A 15,470-nucleotide genomic window follows, 5' to 3' on the forward strand; every position below is an offset into this window, starting at 1 on the left:
GAGCAGAGACCAGGGGCCCGTAGTGATTTCGGTTTCATATGCCAAGACCGGAGCGCACAGCAGTGAATTCGCTCTCCTGTTCAACCGCGGGCTTTCACCGGGAGTCCGGAGCGTCGAACGAGAGGCATGACCGACAGTCCATGTCCATCCCTCCTGCTCGGCGTGAACAGGCTGCCACAGCGAGCACACGGTGGGCGGGGCGGCTTCGGGCAGAGTGTGGCCGCGGCGGGTACCGGGTGTGGTCGGCGTGGCGGACGGTGCAGATCGAGCCCGACGCGGTCTGGCCGGAAGTCCGCAGGCGGGCGCCGAGCAGGCGTTGCGGCTTGAGCGGCAGGTCGGCGACGTCCCCTACGGTGTGCACGCCGTACGTCGTCACGGCGGTAGAGCGTATTTTTCCTATATGGGCGACGATCGGTATATGGGTGACGATCGGTGTGGCTGGTGCGAAGCTCCACTGCCGGAGTCGGCGGGCCCAGGTCGGCGGTACTGCAATCAGGCGCATCGGCAGGCGTCCTGGCGAGCGAGGCGTCGCCGGCAGGCCGCCGCTGAGGCACGGCAGGCGCTGTTGTTCGCGGAAGCGGATCTCCTGACACAGGTGCAGGCCGCAGCCCAGCAGGCGAGCAACTCGCGTCCAGGGCAAGGAGCGGAGGGATGCCATATTGCCGCCGTGGCGGAGGTCCCCGGGCTGGCCGGGCAGCTGGTGCGCTGTGCGGTGTGGGCGGACCGACGAGCCGGGGCGAGCTGGGCGCAGATCGGTGCCGGCCTGGGCATCAGCGCGGAGGCGGCCAGGCGTCGCTTCAGGCGCCTCGAGGGATCCTTGCCTGGTGCCGCTCGGGTGGGCGAGAACATGAGGCACCTTGCCGGTTACAGCACGGGCACAGGCCCCGGCACACATCTACTCGACGCCGCTTTGGACCGGTTCATGCGGGAGACAGGCGCCTGCGGGTGCCTGGTATACCTGCTGCCGCCGGGCGAGCGGGCGCTGCGGCTGGCGGTGCTGGCGGGGGTTCCCCGGCAGATCGCCGCGCACTGGACGCAGGTGCCGCTGGCGGCCCGCACCCCGGCGACCGACGCCGTGCGCGAGCGGCGTCTGGTGTGGATAGGCGGCCAGGAAGAGATGGCGCGACGCTACCCGCTGATGGCGCTCGCGCTGCCCTACCCCTTCTCGGCGGCCGCTGCCCCGATCACCACCGGCACCACCGTCTGGGGCGCCGTGGTGGGGCGGTGGCCCAGCTCGCATCCAACGCCGCTGCCCCGGTACGAGCGCAACGCGGTCCGTACCTGCTGTCGCCGCCTGGGTCTTCTCCTGCGGCAGGCCGCCGACAGCGGCCACCCGCTGCTTCCCGGGCCCGAACCGCAAATCCTGGCCCCCTTGCGTGCCCGCGCTCGCGGGCCGACCCGGGAAGTGGCAGCGGCGGACTTCGCCGAGCGCCTGCCCGGAGGATGTTGCACCTTGGACCTGGACGGCCGGATCACCTTCATCACGGCCACCGCCGCCGAGCTCCTCGGTGCCAGCGCCGTCGACCTGCTGGGCGTCCTGCCCAGGCAGGTCTTGCCATGGCTGGACGACCCGGTCGTCGAAGACCGCTACCGGGCCGCGGTGCTCAGCCACGAGGCCACCTCCTTCACCGTCCTGCGCCCACCGGACCGATGGCTGTCCTTCCACCTTTACCCGGACGTCTCCGGCGTCAGCGTCCGTATCACCCCGGCCTCCCCTCCACCTGTCCATGCCCCTGCCCCTGCCCCTGCCTCGGAGACGTCAGAGGTTCTGCATCCCGTAGCACTGGCTGCACCGGGCCGGTCGACCATCCACCACCACCTCATGCACCTCGCCGCCACGCTGACCGACGCCGTCGGGGTCATGGACGTGATCGACCGGATCGCCGACCTGATCCCGACCGCCTTCGAGGCGCAAGCCCTCGCCTTGATGATCGCTGAGGAGGGTCGGCTGCGGATCATCGGTTACCGCGGCTACTCCGCCGCACTGATGGACCGTTTCGACGGCGCGCCCCTGGCTTCGGACACCCCTGCCGTGTCTGCCCTGGCCAGCGGCGTCCCCAGCTTCTATGCCACGTTCGCGGACCTCAAGCGCGCCTATCCCCCCGCCGTCCTGCAGGACGGCAAGGCCGCCTGGGCCTTCCTGCCCCTGATCACCTCCGGCCGCGCCGTCGGCTCGCTGGTCCTCGCGTACGACCGGCCGCATTCCTTCACGTCCGAGGAACGAGCTGTCCTCACCTCGACCGCCGGGCTGATCGCCCAGGCTCTGGACCGCGCCCGCCTCTACGACGCCAATCAGGCTCTCGCCCACAGCTTGCAAGCCAGCTTGCTGCCCCACGCACTGCCCCGCGTACCCGGCCTGGACGTGGCCACCCGCTACCTCTCCACCGCTCAGGGCATCGATGTCGGCGGCGACTTCTACGACCTCATTCATCTGGACACCGACCTCGCCGCCGCAGCAATCGGCGACGTCCAAGGCCACAACGTGAACGCCGCCGCCCTCATGGGGCAGGTCCGCACCGCCGTCCACGCCACCGCCGGCGCGTCGCCCGGCCAAGTCCTCGCCCGCACCAACCGCCTGCTCACCGACCTCGACCCCGGACTGTTCACCAGCTGCCTCTACGTCCAGCTAGACCTGGCGCGCCACCGCGCCTGCCTGGCCACCGCCGGCCACCCGCCCCCACTCCTGCGCCACCCCGACCTGCACACCGAGATCCTCCCGCTGACACCCGGGCTGCTGCTCGGCATCGACCCCACCGCCGAATATCCGGAGACCAACATCCCCCTACCGCCCGGGGCCGTGCTCGCCCTGTACACCGATGGACTCGTCGAAACCCCCGGCATCGACCTCGATGACGCCACCGCCGACCTCGCCGCCCAGCTCGCACAGACCCGGGGCCGAACGCTGGACGCCCTCGCCGACACCCTCATCCACCACGCCCAACGGTCCGCCCCCCGCAACGACGACATCGCCCTGCTCCTCATCCGCCCTCGACAACGCAGTTGCTGAACAGGCTCGCGCTGAGTGATCAGCGCAAGCTCGGCGGAGGTCGATCGCCAGGAGCTACCACTGCCTGGCCGACAACGTGCGATCGCGCCCGACCATGCCAAAGGCCACCAAAACAGCCCGTGCTGTCAGGGGAAGTCCGGGCACTCCTCGGCAAATCCCTGCGAGACGGGCTGCCATACGCCGTGGTCCTCACGCACGCTCAGTCGATCCGCTTCCTCCGAAGCCTCGATCAGCTGAGCCGTGGTCAAGGGGACGGCCGCCGCGAAGACCCGCCCGAGGTGGTGGCAGTGCATCATCGGGCGGAGTCGCTCCGAGTACGGCTCATCGGCCACCGCGAAGAGATCGGGCAGGGTCCAGCCCAACGGACCTGCTACGGCAGTCAGCTGCCGCCGCCGGTGCGGACTCGGGTCCCACCGCCACACCATCCCGTGCAGGGTGCTCAGGGACAGTCCCATGAACGGCAGTTCGCGGATGCCGAAGCCGCGATTGCGGATCAGCTCGTCGAGCACGGCGGCAAACCTGGTCTCTGCGGGACGGCGGCCCGGCCACGCCGGCTGCACGAATGGTTCTGGAGAGGCGACGCGGGGCAGCGAGCGGACGAAAGCCTCCAACGCGGCGAGCTGTGAGTGGCCGCAGTGACTGACGCGGTATGCGAACTGCCTCATGACCCTGGCGTCGCGCTCCATGGGAAGGAGTTCCGCCGGCATGGGGGTGGCCTGCGACAACGAGAAGGTCGCCGGCCGGTATGTCGAGCTCGGCGGCAAGCTCGGTAAGTCGCTGCGGGGCGGTGTCAGTTCTGCTCGCGACGAGGCTGCTCAGGATGATGGCCCGTTCCATGTGAGGAAGGTAGCCGGTGGGCTGCCAGAACAGCCGGGGCCGGCTGCCGAGTACTCAAGGACCTTCGACTCCGGTGATGAGATATCAAGCCTGTACACCGCAACGCTGGTGCCGATGGAACGCTTGGGGGCCTGCGTCAGTGGAGGTCCGTCAGCGCAGCGTCGCGTAGACGATGAGGTTGTCCACCGGGTGGCCCTGGGCGTCGAATGCGCCGTCGCAGGTGACGAGGCGGAGGACTCGGCCGTTGGTCGCGCCGTACACCTTCTTCGTCGGGAACGTCTTCTTGCTCACGGATTCCGTGCCGGTGACGGTGAAGTGGGACACCTGTCCTCGTTCGTTGCGGATGACGATGTCCGCGCCCTTGCCGATCTTCTTCAGATCGTGGAAGACGGCCCTGCCGAATCGGGTGTCGTTGTGCCCGATGACCACCGCTGCTCCGTGTTCGCCGGGGATCGCGCCTCCCGTGTACCAACCTGCTGTCATGCCCTTCTCCGCCGGTGGGACTTCTACGGTGCCGTCCGCGTTGAGGCCGAGTCGCATCAGGGAACTCGTCACGCCGATCGAAGGGATGGCCACTTGGGTGGGAGCCGCGGGGCGTTCGGCCTCGGGGATGGCGGAGGAGCCGTACGGCGGAGTGGTGGCGGAGCGGTGCGAGGGAGCGGGGGCCGGGTCCACCGCGGCGTGGGACATGCATCCGGTGAGTGGAGCGAGGACGAGGGCAAGGCAGACGTGCATCGGGTGTGCGGCGGATCGCCGCAGCCGGCGCTGCATACAGGGCATGTGGTTTCCAGTACGGAGAGGAGGTGCGGGAACAGGCAGTGGCGCCGCCCCTGAAGGCGGCGCCACTGCTGGTGGTGGTCAGCCGTTGCGGCGCGCGGCCACGCGGCGGCGCAGCACGAGGGTGCCCGCGCCCGCCAGGACGAACGCGGCAGCGGCCGAGCCCGCGAGGGCAGTGGTGTTGTCGCCCGTCGTTCCCATCGGGCGCTCGCCCGCGGCCACCCCGCCACGGGGCTCGGCGGAGTCGCGCTTCGAGGGGCGGGCCGGGGCCGCACCGGGCCGGTCACCCGCGGCCACGCCGCCACGGGGCACCGCCGACGGCGCCCCGCCCCGGGTGGGCTTGCTCGCATCGGTTCCCCTGGCGGGCGCCGGGGTCCGCTCGGTGGCAGCCACCGAGGGCTTGGGCTTGGCGTCGGAGGCGACCGATGCGACGGCCGTGGCCGACGGGACGAGTACCGCGCCCGCCACGACAGCGGTCAAGACGGCGGTACGCAGGGACATTTGGGGACGGTGGGACATACGTGGCTCCAGTTCCAGCCCGGCTTTGGTGGTGCCTGGACGCCGATTCGCACCAGGCGCCGGACATGCCGTCAGCCTGGCGTGACCTTGTGAGGAAATTGTCAGAGCGCTGTGGTCATCGCATCAGCCCGGATGACCGGTGGACGAGCTCCGACGGTTCCGCGTCCTCTGTTCGCCGGCCCGGGACCTGCACCGGCTCGTTCGCTGCCGGGCCCGCCGGCAGCCGAAGCGTGAAGACCGAGCCCTCCCCTTCCGTGCTCACCGCGCTCGCACCGCCGCCGTGCGCCTCGGCGAGCTTTCTGACGATCGCCAGGCCGAGACCGCTGCCGCCGGTGCGGCGATTCCGGGATTTCTCGGCTCGCCAGAAGCGGTCGAAGACGTACGGAAGGTCCTCGACCGAGATACCGGTTCCCGTGTCGGAGACGTCCACGACCACCTCGTCCCCCGACTCGGTGCCGTACGCGCGCAGGGTCACGTGTCCCCCCGACGGCGTGTGACGCACCGCGTTGGACACCAGGTTGTCGATGGCCTGCCGCAGTCGCACCGGGTCGGCGGTCAGTTCGGGGGATGGGGATCCGGGCGGCGGCTTGCGTACCACCAGGGTGACACCGGCCGTTTCGGCCCGGGCCCGATGCGCCGCGGTGATCTGTCCGAGGAGGTCGAGGATCCGTACCGGCTCCGGGTGCAGACGGAGCGCGCCCGCGTCGGCCGCGGCCAGGTCCTGGAGGTCGTCGATGATGTGCTGCAGCTGGACCGCTTCCTCCAGGAGCGAGGAGATGAACGCCGGCTCGGGGTCGGCCAGGCCGTCCTGTGCGGCCTCCAGCCAGCCGCGGATGTTGCTCAGCGGGGTACGCAGTTCGTGGGCGACATCGCTGACCATCATCTTCCGCTGTTCCTCGAGGCGCGCGCGGTGCGCCGTCATGTCGTTGAAGGCTGCGGCCAGGCGCCCGATCTCGTTGTCATCGGCGACCAGTACGGCCGCCGATTCCTCACCGTCCCGCATCCGCTGGGCGGCCCCTGTGAGCGCCCGCAGCGGACGTACGAGCCGGGCTCCGGCCAGCACCGAAGCGCCGACGGTGAGGGCGAGGACGAGGGCGGCGACGCCTGCGATCCGAGCAGTGTTCGCCGGTGAGAGGTCGAAACCGGGCACGGTGGCGCCGTTCGCGTCCCCTATGAACAGCAGCGCGGGCGAGGCGACATACGAGCTCAGCTGCTCATGGCGGGCGGTGCCCACGCACGACGCGATCGCCCGGTCGGCGTCACTGCTCCGGACGGCCGGTACGGGTGTGGGGGCTGAGGAGCGGCGGACCGGTGCCGCGCTCGGCTCAGGCTTGCTTCCCTGGTCCCAGGAGAGGTCCAGCCGCAGGTGGACGCCCGGCCGGCCCTGTCGGTCCAGACATGCATCGGCCAGCTTGTTGAGCGTGCCGAGCGCCTTCTTCTCGGTCCTGGTGGGCTTGTCCAGTGCGTCGGTGGTGCATCTGGTGCCCAGGATGCGGTCGGGATCGTTGCCCACGATCTGGATGTGAGGGCGCCCGGTGGGCCCCTCGACGACGTCCGAGGCGATCCCTACGGCATTGAGACACGACACGCCTTCGTCGGCGGCGCGGCGCAACTGCGTACGTTCCGCCACCGGCAACCGGAACGGCCCGACGGCCCGCGGGTCGATGCGGTCGGCCGCTGTTTCATTCGTACCGGCGGTCTGCGCTGCCAGCGCCGTGTCCACGGACAGCGGGTCGACGATCGCCGAGGCCTGCGTGGGCAACACCGGCGGGGACGAGCCGGTCGCGGAGTCGGCAATGACCTCCCGGTTCTGGGTGGTCAGTGCGATCCGGCGATCCGACTGGCGAGCCAGATCACGCACGGTCTCCGCGACGCCGTCCCACCGGGAATGGCCCGCCGCGTAGCCGAGCAGCTTGTTGTAGATGCGGGCGTCCGCGGTGAGGTTCTGGCCCTGTTCCTGCTTGATCGCACCAGAGGTGGTCTGTACGGCGAGCCATGCGGTGGCAGCCACCGAACAGGCCGCCACCAGCGCCGATACGGCGAGCAGTCGGCCGAGCAGGCTCTTGCGCAGCGGCAGACGCTGCGGGTCCCACTGCCGACCGCGCCGACCCTGTCGGCTACGACGAGGCACGAGACGCCTTCGTGGCGGCAGGGTCGGTGAGCTTGTAACCCACGCCGAAGACGGTGAGCAGCCGGGTCGGTTTGCGCGGCGCGGGCTCGATCTTCTTGCGGAGGTTCATGATGTGCACGTCGACCGTGCGGGTGCTGATGTACCGGTCGAAGCCATGCAGCTCCGCCAGGAGCCGCTGTCTGCTGAAAACGCGCTCGGGCTCGGCGGCCATCGCGGAGAGGATACGGAATTCACCCGGCGTGCATTCCACCGCCGTGCCCTCGACCGATATCTCGTGCCGGGCGGTGTCGACCCTGACCGCGCCCACGACGAGCACCTCATCCACGGCGTCCGCGGCGGGGTTCACCTGTTCCGGCCGATTCGTGCGGCGCAGAAGCGTACGGACTCGGGCCATCAGTTCGCGCGGGCTGTACGGCTTGCTCATGTAGTCGTCCGCGCCCAGGTCGAGGCCCAGCAGCAGATCGTCCTCGGTGGTCCGGGCCGTCAGCATCAGCACCGCCACCTCCCGGTGCTCGGCGCGCAGGACACGCACCACATCGAGCCCGTCCGCCCGCGGCATCATCACATCGAGGACGAGCAGGTCGGGCTGACCGTGCCGCACCTCGTCGAGGGCGGCGAGACCGTCCCCGACAACCGTGACCGCGTGGCCCTCGCGTTCGAGGTAACGGCGTACGAGTTCAGCCTGCTTCTTGTCGTCTTCGGCGACGATGACGTTTGCGCACACGGGGTCGATCGTAGGTGAGTACGGGGTGCGCTCCGGTGGGCAAGCTGTCGGCCGCCGTCCCGGGCTGTGGTGACGGCGCAGGCCGGGCGGGACAGGGCCACGTCGCAGGTCGTGTGCCGAACACATCATGAACTCGGGCGGCACCGGGCCCGCGACCAGGCCGCCCCGCTCCCCCGTGGCCAGGTCCCGGCGCACCGCGCGCAGAAATGTCGACAGCGAGGGCACCGGGTCCACCAGCGGCACGGCGGACAGCGATGGGCCACCCGGTATCCCGGTGCCCGGCCTGTCGCCGGGGCAGGTGTCCGAGCAGGTGTTGTCGCCGTTTTCGCCACAGTCCGGGAACGGGCGACGAGCTGGCCGGCCCCAGCAGCCGTGTGCAACGGCCGGATGAACGTCCTCGCCTCCAACCCGCTCGCCCGCGCCTTCTGCACCGGCCTCTTCGCCAACGCGGCCAACCAGCAGGACACGGGCACCAGGGGTGCGTTGTGGCGGGTGCTACGACTGGGTGCTGACCGGAAGGCAGCCCTGCCGAGCGGGAGGCGGAGACGGCAGCCGAGGCCGTTACGAGGGGCCTGTTCTTGGTGATGCTTTCCACACACTGCTCTGCACCCACTTCGGTGACAGGCTCACCGATCGGCGACGGCCTGCTGCATCAGCTCCTGCAGGTGAAGGCCGCGGGCCGCGTCGATCCCGGTGCCGGTTCCGGTGCGTACGGCAGTGGCGAACTCGTTTCTGAGGATCGGCCAACACTCCTCGTGGTCGATGTCCGCCGTGTCGTAGACGAGTTCATCGGACGGGCCGAAGAGCTCGACGCGCGTCCTGGCACGAGGCAGGCTGACGCTGCCGGACAGTGAGGCCTGACTGACGGCGCCGTTGGTGTGTTCGCAGGTCAGCTCGATCCAACGCCGCGGGTCGCCCGTGCCGCGTACGGAGACGATCGGCGCGACAGCGCTGTCCAGCAGGTCCAGTAGGTGCGGCCCGAGGTCGAGCAGCGCGCCGTGCTCCAGTCGCCAGGATGTCGCGAACTCCCCGCCGAGAAAGGCACCGTGCAGATAGCAGGACCGAGCGCCGATGACCTCACGGGTCGCCGCCTTGGCAAGGAACTCCCGGGTGGCCGGGTGGTACCGCTTGGTGAGGACGAGTTGCGAGATGACGCTGTGCTCGGCCACCGCCTCGGCAACGGCGCGTGCGGCGGCGAGGTCCGCTCCCAGTGGCTTTTCCAGAAGTAGTGCCCGTCCAGCGGCTGCCGCCCGAACGGCGAGGCCGGCCTGAACAGTGGGCGGCACGGCGAAGGCGATCGCCTCGCATCGATCGAGCAGCTCCTCGAAGGAACCGGCGGCGTGGGCCCCGTAGGCATTCGCCACCTCGGCTGCCGCTTCCGGGCGCCGGGCCCACACGGCGGTCAGCGTGGTTTCCGGGCCGGCGGCCAGCATCCGGGCGTGCATCGCGCGGGCCCACGGTCCCGCGCCGACGAGGCCGACGCGGACCGGAGGGTAGGTCCAGGGGCCTTGGGGCAGGCCCGTTACTGGGGACATGGACTCTCCGTAGGTGTGCGGACAGGGGTCAGCCGACACCGTCGCTGCGGGCGAGTGCCGCGAGCCGGGTGTCTGCCCTGTCAGGGGCGTAGAGGTGGTCTATGACCATGGCGGCAGCCCCGATCAGGGCCGACCGGTCGCCGAGGGTGGAGATGGTCACAGAGAGATGGGCGGTGGTTCGAGGCAGCGCGCGCTGGTAGAGGAGTTCGCGTACGCCGGTGAGAAAGGGGGTACCCGCGAGGTCTCCGCTGAGCACCAGGACGCCGGGGTTGAGCAGTGTCACCACCGTGACAAGTACCTCACCGATGCGCTGCCCGGCCTCGCGGGCAAGTCGCACGGCGTCGGGCTGTCCCGCGGCGAGATGGTCGCGCACATCGGATCCCGAGGTGGTGGGGATACCTGCCGCTGTCAGTTGTTCCGCGATGGAGCGGCCGCTGGCCACAGCTGCCAGGCAGCCGTAGGAGCCGCACATGCAGAGCGCGTCGGGATGGTCGTGGAGCCGGATATGGCCGATGTCGCCCGCTCCGCCGTCGATTCCGCGGTAGACCTCACCACCGACGACCACTCCGGCGCCGATTCCGGTCGATGCCTTGACCAGGACGAAAGCTCCGCAGTCGGGGTGGTTCTCGCGCTGCTCGGCCAGTGCCATCAGGTTGGCGTCGTTGTCGACGAAGACTGGCAGGGGTCCTGGGGTGGACGGCGGGCCGACGTGCTCCGCGAAGGCGTCGCGCACCCGTTCCCGTACCGGGAACCGGTCCCAGCCGGGCATGATCGGCGGCTGCACAATCTGCGCCGACTCCCAGTCGACCGGGCCGGGTACCGAGAGGCCGACTCCACAGACCAGGTCAGGCCCGACGCCCGCCTCGTCGAGGAGCGGGCGGAACCAGCGCGCGAGCCGGTCCAGGACCACATCGGGGCCGTCCGCGATCACCAGGTCACCGGTACGTTCGGCAAGTATCGTGCCGGCGAGGTCGAGCACGGCGGCGCGACCGTGCCGCGTCTCCAGGTCGGCCACGAGCACCACGGCATGGGTCGGGTCGAACTCCAGCCGCGCGGAGGGGCGTCCACCGGTAGAGGCGCCGGCGGCACCGCGCAGCCAGCCGGCTCCGAAGAGCTGCTCCAGGCGGTGCCCGACGGTCGACCGGGACAGTCCCGTCGCTTGCTGCAACTCCCCGCGCGTGGTGGCCTCGCCGCTGCGGATAAGCCGCAGCAAGTGCCCCGCGCTCGCCTGGTTTCCTGCCATTCCCGCCGTCCTCGTCCTGTCCGTCTGTGTCTCGAAGCCGCTTGTTGCGCCGCGCCCTCGACCTCGTCACTCCTGATTGTCAGCCCTTGTCCGCGCCGCTGGTCAGTCCCTCGGTGAGCAGGCGTTCAGCTGCGAAGAACAGCAGTACCACGGGGATGGTAAGGATCACGGACCCGGCCATCAGAACGGTCTTCGACACCTCGATGCCATTGGCCAGCTGCTGAAGTCCGAGCGAGACGGTCCACTTGCCCGGATCGGCTGCCAGGAAGAGGAGGGCGAAGAGGAATTCGTTCCAGGCGATCATGAAGACGTAGAGTCCGGTGGCCATCAGCGTCGGCAGCGCGAGGGGCAGGATGATCCTGCGCACGGTCTGCAGGCGCGAGGCGCCGTCGATCGCAGCAGCCTCTTCGATACTGAAGGGGATGGTCACGAAGTAGTTTTTCAGCATGTAGATCGACACCGGCACGGTCTGCGCGATGTAGACGATGGCCAGTCCGACGAGACTGCCCGAGAGGCCCATCTTCGCGAACATCACGAAGAGCGGGACGGCGAGCAGGGTGGCCGGGAAGAGGTAGACGGCCAGGAAGAGCGCGCTGACGTGCCGGCTGCCGAAGAATTTGAGGCGGCTGACAGCGTAGGCGCCGGGCACCGCAGCGGCCAGGGTGAGTAGCACCGTGGCTACGGCGACGAGTGCCGAGTTGAGGAGCATGCCGAGGAAGCCCTGGCCGCCCTCGGAGGTGGGCTTGAGAACACTCTCGTATGTGGCGAGGGTGAAGTCCTTGGCGGTGACCCAGAGGTTGCCAGGATTCAGCAGCAGCGCGTCGATGGGCTTCACCGACAGCATCAGCATGTAGTAGAAGGGCACGATCGTGATCGCAGCCAGGAACGCGATCACGCCCCAGCGCAGGATCCCGAAGAACCGCTCCTCGAACTGGGCGCGGCTCAGGGTCCGGCGGCGCTGCGGCTGCGCGGCGGGGCGAGCGGCCAGGGTGGGCCGGGTGGGTGCCACGGGGGTCGTGGGCGGGGCGCTGCTCATGCCGACTCCTCCTGAACCTTCTTGCCGAAGAACGTGAAGTAGATGCCGAGCAGGGCCATGAGCACAACGGCGAGGACGAGGGCCTGGGCGGACGCGGCTCCGACGTCGAAGCGGGACGTGAGGAAGTCGTAGACGCGGACAGCGACGACGTCCGTACCCGATCCGCCACCGGTGAGGAGATAGATGTCGTCGAATTTGTTGAACGTCATGATGAAGCGCAGGACGGACAGCAGGGCGATGACAGGCATCAGCTGCGGCAGCAGTATGTGCCGGAAGCGCTGGGAGATGGTGGCTCCGTCGACCTCGGCGGCCTCCTCCAGACTGCCGGGGACGGCTTGGAGGCGGGCGAGCATGAAGAGGAAGGCGAAGGGGAAGTACCGCCAGGTCTCGAAGGCGATGACGGTGAGCAGCGCCAGCGGGATGTCGAAGTGGACGCCGAACAGGCCGACTTCGTACGACCGGGTGGAGAGGAATGCGATCGGGTCGTCCCAGCCGAAGAGCCGGTGTCCCCATTCGTTGACGATTCCGTACTGCGGGCTGAGTGCGACCTCCCAGACGAAGGAGACGGCCACCACCGGAGCGACGTAGGGGAGGAGCATCGCGGCTCGCAGGGCGCCGCGGCCGCGGAACGGCCGCCGCAGCGCGAGGGCTGCAACGAGGCCGAGGATCACGGAGCCTGCGGTGGCGCCGATCGTGTAGAGCAGTGTGGTGCCAAGGCTGCTCCAGAAGCCGGGCGAGCCGAAGACCTGCTCGAAGTTGTCCAGGGTCCAGCGTCCGAAGAGACCGTTCTCCTGAATGTTGACGAGCTTGGAGTTCTGGAAGGCGAGAAGGACGGTCCACAGGATCGGCAGGATCACGACGACCATGACGACCAGGAAGGTGGGGGTGACGAAGGCGAGGCCCGCGCGGTTCTCCCGCCTGCTGGAGGTCTGTGGCCGGTAGCGGCGCTTCTTCGCGGCGCTCTGGATTGTGCTCATGGGTCGGATACCTCGATGACGGAGAGGCCTTGCGGCTACTGGAGGGACTTCTGAAGGGCGGCCACTTCGTCGTTGGCCTCCTTGGCTGCCTCGGCGGGCGAGAGCTGTCCGGCGGTCATCGCACCGATGGCCTTGGCAACGGGCAGTTCGCCGTTGGTGGCGCCGACAAGGGTGCCCTGCCCCTGGGTCAGGCCCCATCGCTTCATGTCGCTCACGCCAGCGACGAGCTGGTCGAGGAGCGCAGGCGGGTAGGCCCTCTGCATGGATTCGTGGTGGTCGACGCCCATGACACTGGAGCGCCACGCGTGCTGGAAGGAGCCGGGAGCATCGGGGGTGCCGGTGCGAACCGGGATCTTGCCCTCGGGGGCCATGCCGAACCAGTCCGTGTACCCCTTGCCCATCATGTATTCGATGAACTTCTCGGAGGGTGCGGTCTCGGCGGACTTGGTGACGGCCCATGAGGTGATCTCGCCGAACTGGGCGGGTTCCTTGGCTTCGGGGCCCTGCAGGGATGTGACGACGCCGGAGTTGCGGGCGAGGAACTTGGGGTCCTTCTTGCATTCCGGGCAGCTCGGGAGTGCGTCGGAGCGCAGACCTGCCAGCTCGTCCAGGAGGAAGGAGGACCAGACCATCATGGCGGACTTGCCGGAGAAGTAGGTGGCGCGGGTGGTGTCCACGCTCTGGGTTCCTGGTGCTCCGTGTTTGCGTGCCAGGTCGTCGTACGCGGTGAAGGCCGCACGGCAGGCCGGTGAGTCGAGGGCCGGTGCGCCCTGTTCGTCCACTAGCTGGCAGCCGTTCGCCAGCGCCAGGTCCTCGAAACTCTGCTGGGTGAAGACGTCCGAGGGATCGGTGGCGAGGGAGACGCCGTCCCGGCCGTTGCCGTCGAGAGAGGCTGCGGCTTTCAGCGCGCTCGCGTAGCTGTCGGGCGCCTTGAGCCCGGCTTCGGCGAACAGGTCCTTGCGGTAGACGACGAGCTGGAGCCAGGCGTCGGAAGGGACGCCGAGCCGGGTGCCGTGATCCTCGGTGAGTGACAGCGCATTGCTGTTGAACGTATCCGGGTGCAGGTCCTTGACGATCTTGTCTGCCACCTCGGTGTTGAGCAGTCCGTTGCCGTACATCTGCCAGACCTGGCCCATCGGCACGGCACCGATCACATCCGGAAGCTTTCCGGCGGCGGCTGCCGACATGATCAGTTGTGGCAGCTGGGACTCGTCGACGCCGACAAGATCGACCTTTATGCCTGTCTCCTTCTCGAACCGGCTGACGACCTTCTGCGTCGCGGCCATCCGAGGCGGCAGGTTCTCCTGGGACCACACCGTGATCCGGTTGTCGGATTTCTGATCGGCACCTGAGACGCCTGAGCAGCCTGCGAGCAGGCCTGCGGCAAGGGTCGCGGCGAGCCCGAACGCGGTCGCCTTCGACCGTCGGGTCTTCATCACCATGCTGTTTCCTCACGCCACTTATGCACTTTCGAAGTGCATCTCAGCATCACTTTTGCTTGTTGACAAGACATAACTCTGAGATATCTTCGACCTAAGTCAGCGAGCAACACCCCTCTCAGCACCATCGGAGCCCTCCGTGGAACGCGTCGTCCAGTTCACCGGCCCTCGTCAGGTCGAAGTCGCCGAGCACGAGAGCTCGCCCCTTCCTCCCGGGCACCTGCGGGTACGCACCAGGTACTCCGGCATCTCCGCCGGCACCGAGCTCACCGCCTACCGGGGTACGAACCCGTACCTGACACGCACCTGGGACGCCGGGGCCCGGCTGTTCCGCGACGGTGCAGCGGGCATCGAGTATCCGGTGACGGGCTGGGGCTACTCCGAGGTCGGCGAGGTCACAGAGGTCTCCCCCGAGCTCGTCGGGACCCCGGGCATGCCGGTGACCGGCGATGTGGTCTGGGGCATCTGGGGTCACCGCAGCGAGGGCATCGTGCCGGCCGAGCGCATGGTGGGACACACGCTGCCCGCCGGGCTCGAACCCCTGGCAGGGGCCTTCGCCCGGGTCGGCGCCATCGCGTACAACGCCGTACTGGCCGCCGACATCCACCTCGGCGAGGACATCGCCGTATTCGGTCAGGGTGTGATCGGTCTCCTCACCACGCGCCTTGCTCAGCTCAACGGCGCCCGGGTCACCGCAGTCGACGCCCTCGACGACCGGCTCGAGACGGCCCGAGCCTACGGAGCACGGCACACCTTGAACGCCCGCACCGACAGCGTCGCCGAACGCATCCGCGAGGCCACCGGCGGCGCGGGCGCCGATGCCGCCATCGAGATAAGCGGCGTGTACCCGGCGCTCCACGAGGCTCTGCGCTCGGTCACCGTCGGCGGCCGGGTCGTCGCGTCCGGCTTCTACCAGGGCGACGGGACCGGGCTGCGACTCGGCGACGAGTTCCACCACAACCGTGTACAGCTGATCTGTTCCCAGATCGGCGGCGTGCCTCCGCAGCTCGCGGGACGCTGGACCGTGGAGCGGCTCCAGCAGACCTTCCTGTCCCTGGTGGCGGAAGGCCAGGTCGACGTGGAGTCACTGGTCAGCCACACGGTCCCGGTGACGGACGTCGCCGGTGCCTACGTCCTGCTGGACGAGCGGCCCGCGGATGCGCTCCAGGTCGTACTGGAGTTCTGAGCCCGCGCGGCCCCTCCCGCGACACGAACCACACGACTGCGGCGCGCTGCTCGTCAGCG

12 protein-coding genes are annotated in these 15,470 nt (G+C 69.2%); 2 read left to right on the top strand and 10 right to left on the bottom strand.

From position 1 onward, the window contains the following. Window positions 1–847: 847 nt before the first annotated feature. Window positions 848–3,007, top strand: a complete 2,160-nt coding sequence (locus ACFYP5_RS10095; RefSeq protein WP_389034401.1) for a SpoIIE family protein phosphatase — start codon at window positions 848–850, stop codon at window positions 3,005–3,007. 125 nt (window positions 3,008–3,132) lie between these two features. On the opposite strand, the gene ACFYP5_RS10100 is transcribed toward ACFYP5_RS10095, so the two are convergent. From ACFYP5_RS10100 to ACFYP5_RS10145, 10 genes are all read right to left on the bottom strand, one after another. Beyond that, complete coding sequence (locus tag ACFYP5_RS10100) at window positions 3,133–3,672, bottom strand: hypothetical protein (protein WP_389033053.1); 540 nt, start codon at window positions 3,670–3,672, stop codon at window positions 3,133–3,135. A 322-nt stretch (window positions 3,673–3,994) separates the two neighbouring features. Further along, window positions 3,995–4,624: a class F sortase gene (locus ACFYP5_RS10105; protein ID WP_389033055.1), complete on the bottom strand. Its 630-nt coding sequence runs from the start codon at window positions 4,622–4,624 to the stop codon at window positions 3,995–3,997. 78 nt (window positions 4,625–4,702) lie between these two features. Beyond that, window positions 4,703–5,122: a hypothetical protein gene (locus tag ACFYP5_RS10110; RefSeq protein ID WP_389033057.1), complete on the bottom strand. Its 420-nt coding sequence runs from the start codon at window positions 5,120–5,122 to the stop codon at window positions 4,703–4,705. 133 nt (window positions 5,123–5,255) lie between these two features. Then, on the bottom strand, window positions 5,256–7,271 hold the full coding sequence (locus ACFYP5_RS10115) for a sensor histidine kinase (RefSeq protein ID WP_389033060.1): 2,016 nt from the start codon (window positions 7,269–7,271) through the stop codon (window positions 5,256–5,258). Further along, a complete protein-coding gene (locus ACFYP5_RS10120; protein ID WP_389033062.1) occupies window positions 7,258–7,995 on the bottom strand; it encodes a response regulator transcription factor in 738 nt (245 codons plus the stop codon). The genes ACFYP5_RS10115 and ACFYP5_RS10120 overlap by 14 nt, the downstream gene beginning before the upstream one ends. Window positions 7,996–8,621: 626 nt before the next feature. Next, complete coding sequence (locus ACFYP5_RS10125; protein WP_389033065.1) at window positions 8,622–9,530, bottom strand: Gfo/Idh/MocA family protein; 909 nt, start codon at window positions 9,528–9,530, stop codon at window positions 8,622–8,624. Window positions 9,531–9,558: 28 nt separating this feature from the next. After that, window positions 9,559–10,773 carry an ROK family transcriptional regulator gene (locus tag ACFYP5_RS10130; protein ID WP_389033068.1) on the bottom strand — a complete coding sequence of 405 codons (1,215 nt, stop codon included), beginning with the start codon at window positions 10,771–10,773 and terminating at the stop codon, window positions 9,559–9,561. Window positions 10,774–10,852: 79 nt separating this feature from the next. Further along, window positions 10,853–11,719 carry a carbohydrate ABC transporter permease gene (locus ACFYP5_RS10135; protein ID WP_389034404.1) on the bottom strand — a complete coding sequence of 289 codons (867 nt, stop codon included), beginning with the start codon at window positions 11,717–11,719 and terminating at the stop codon, window positions 10,853–10,855. Between the two features lie 86 nt (window positions 11,720–11,805). Next, window positions 11,806–12,786, bottom strand: a complete 981-nt coding sequence (locus ACFYP5_RS10140) for a carbohydrate ABC transporter permease (RefSeq protein ID WP_389033071.1) — start codon at window positions 12,784–12,786, stop codon at window positions 11,806–11,808. A gap of 35 nt (window positions 12,787–12,821) precedes the next feature. Further along, window positions 12,822–14,228 (bottom strand): ABC transporter substrate-binding protein, encoded by a 1,407-nt coding sequence (locus ACFYP5_RS10145; protein ID WP_389033075.1) that lies wholly within the window; start codon window positions 14,226–14,228, stop codon window positions 12,822–12,824. Between the two features lie 136 nt (window positions 14,229–14,364). On the opposite strand from ACFYP5_RS10145, the gene ACFYP5_RS10150 reads away from it, so the two are divergent. Beyond that, a complete protein-coding gene (locus ACFYP5_RS10150; protein ID WP_389033078.1) occupies window positions 14,365–15,411 on the top strand; it encodes a zinc-binding alcohol dehydrogenase in 1,047 nt (348 codons plus the stop codon). Window positions 15,412–15,470: the final 59 nt, after the last annotated feature.

It is taken from the genome of Streptomyces sp. NPDC005262, from assembly GCF_042872425.1.
Lineage (GTDB): Bacteria > Actinomycetota > Actinomycetes > Streptomycetales > Streptomycetaceae > Streptomyces.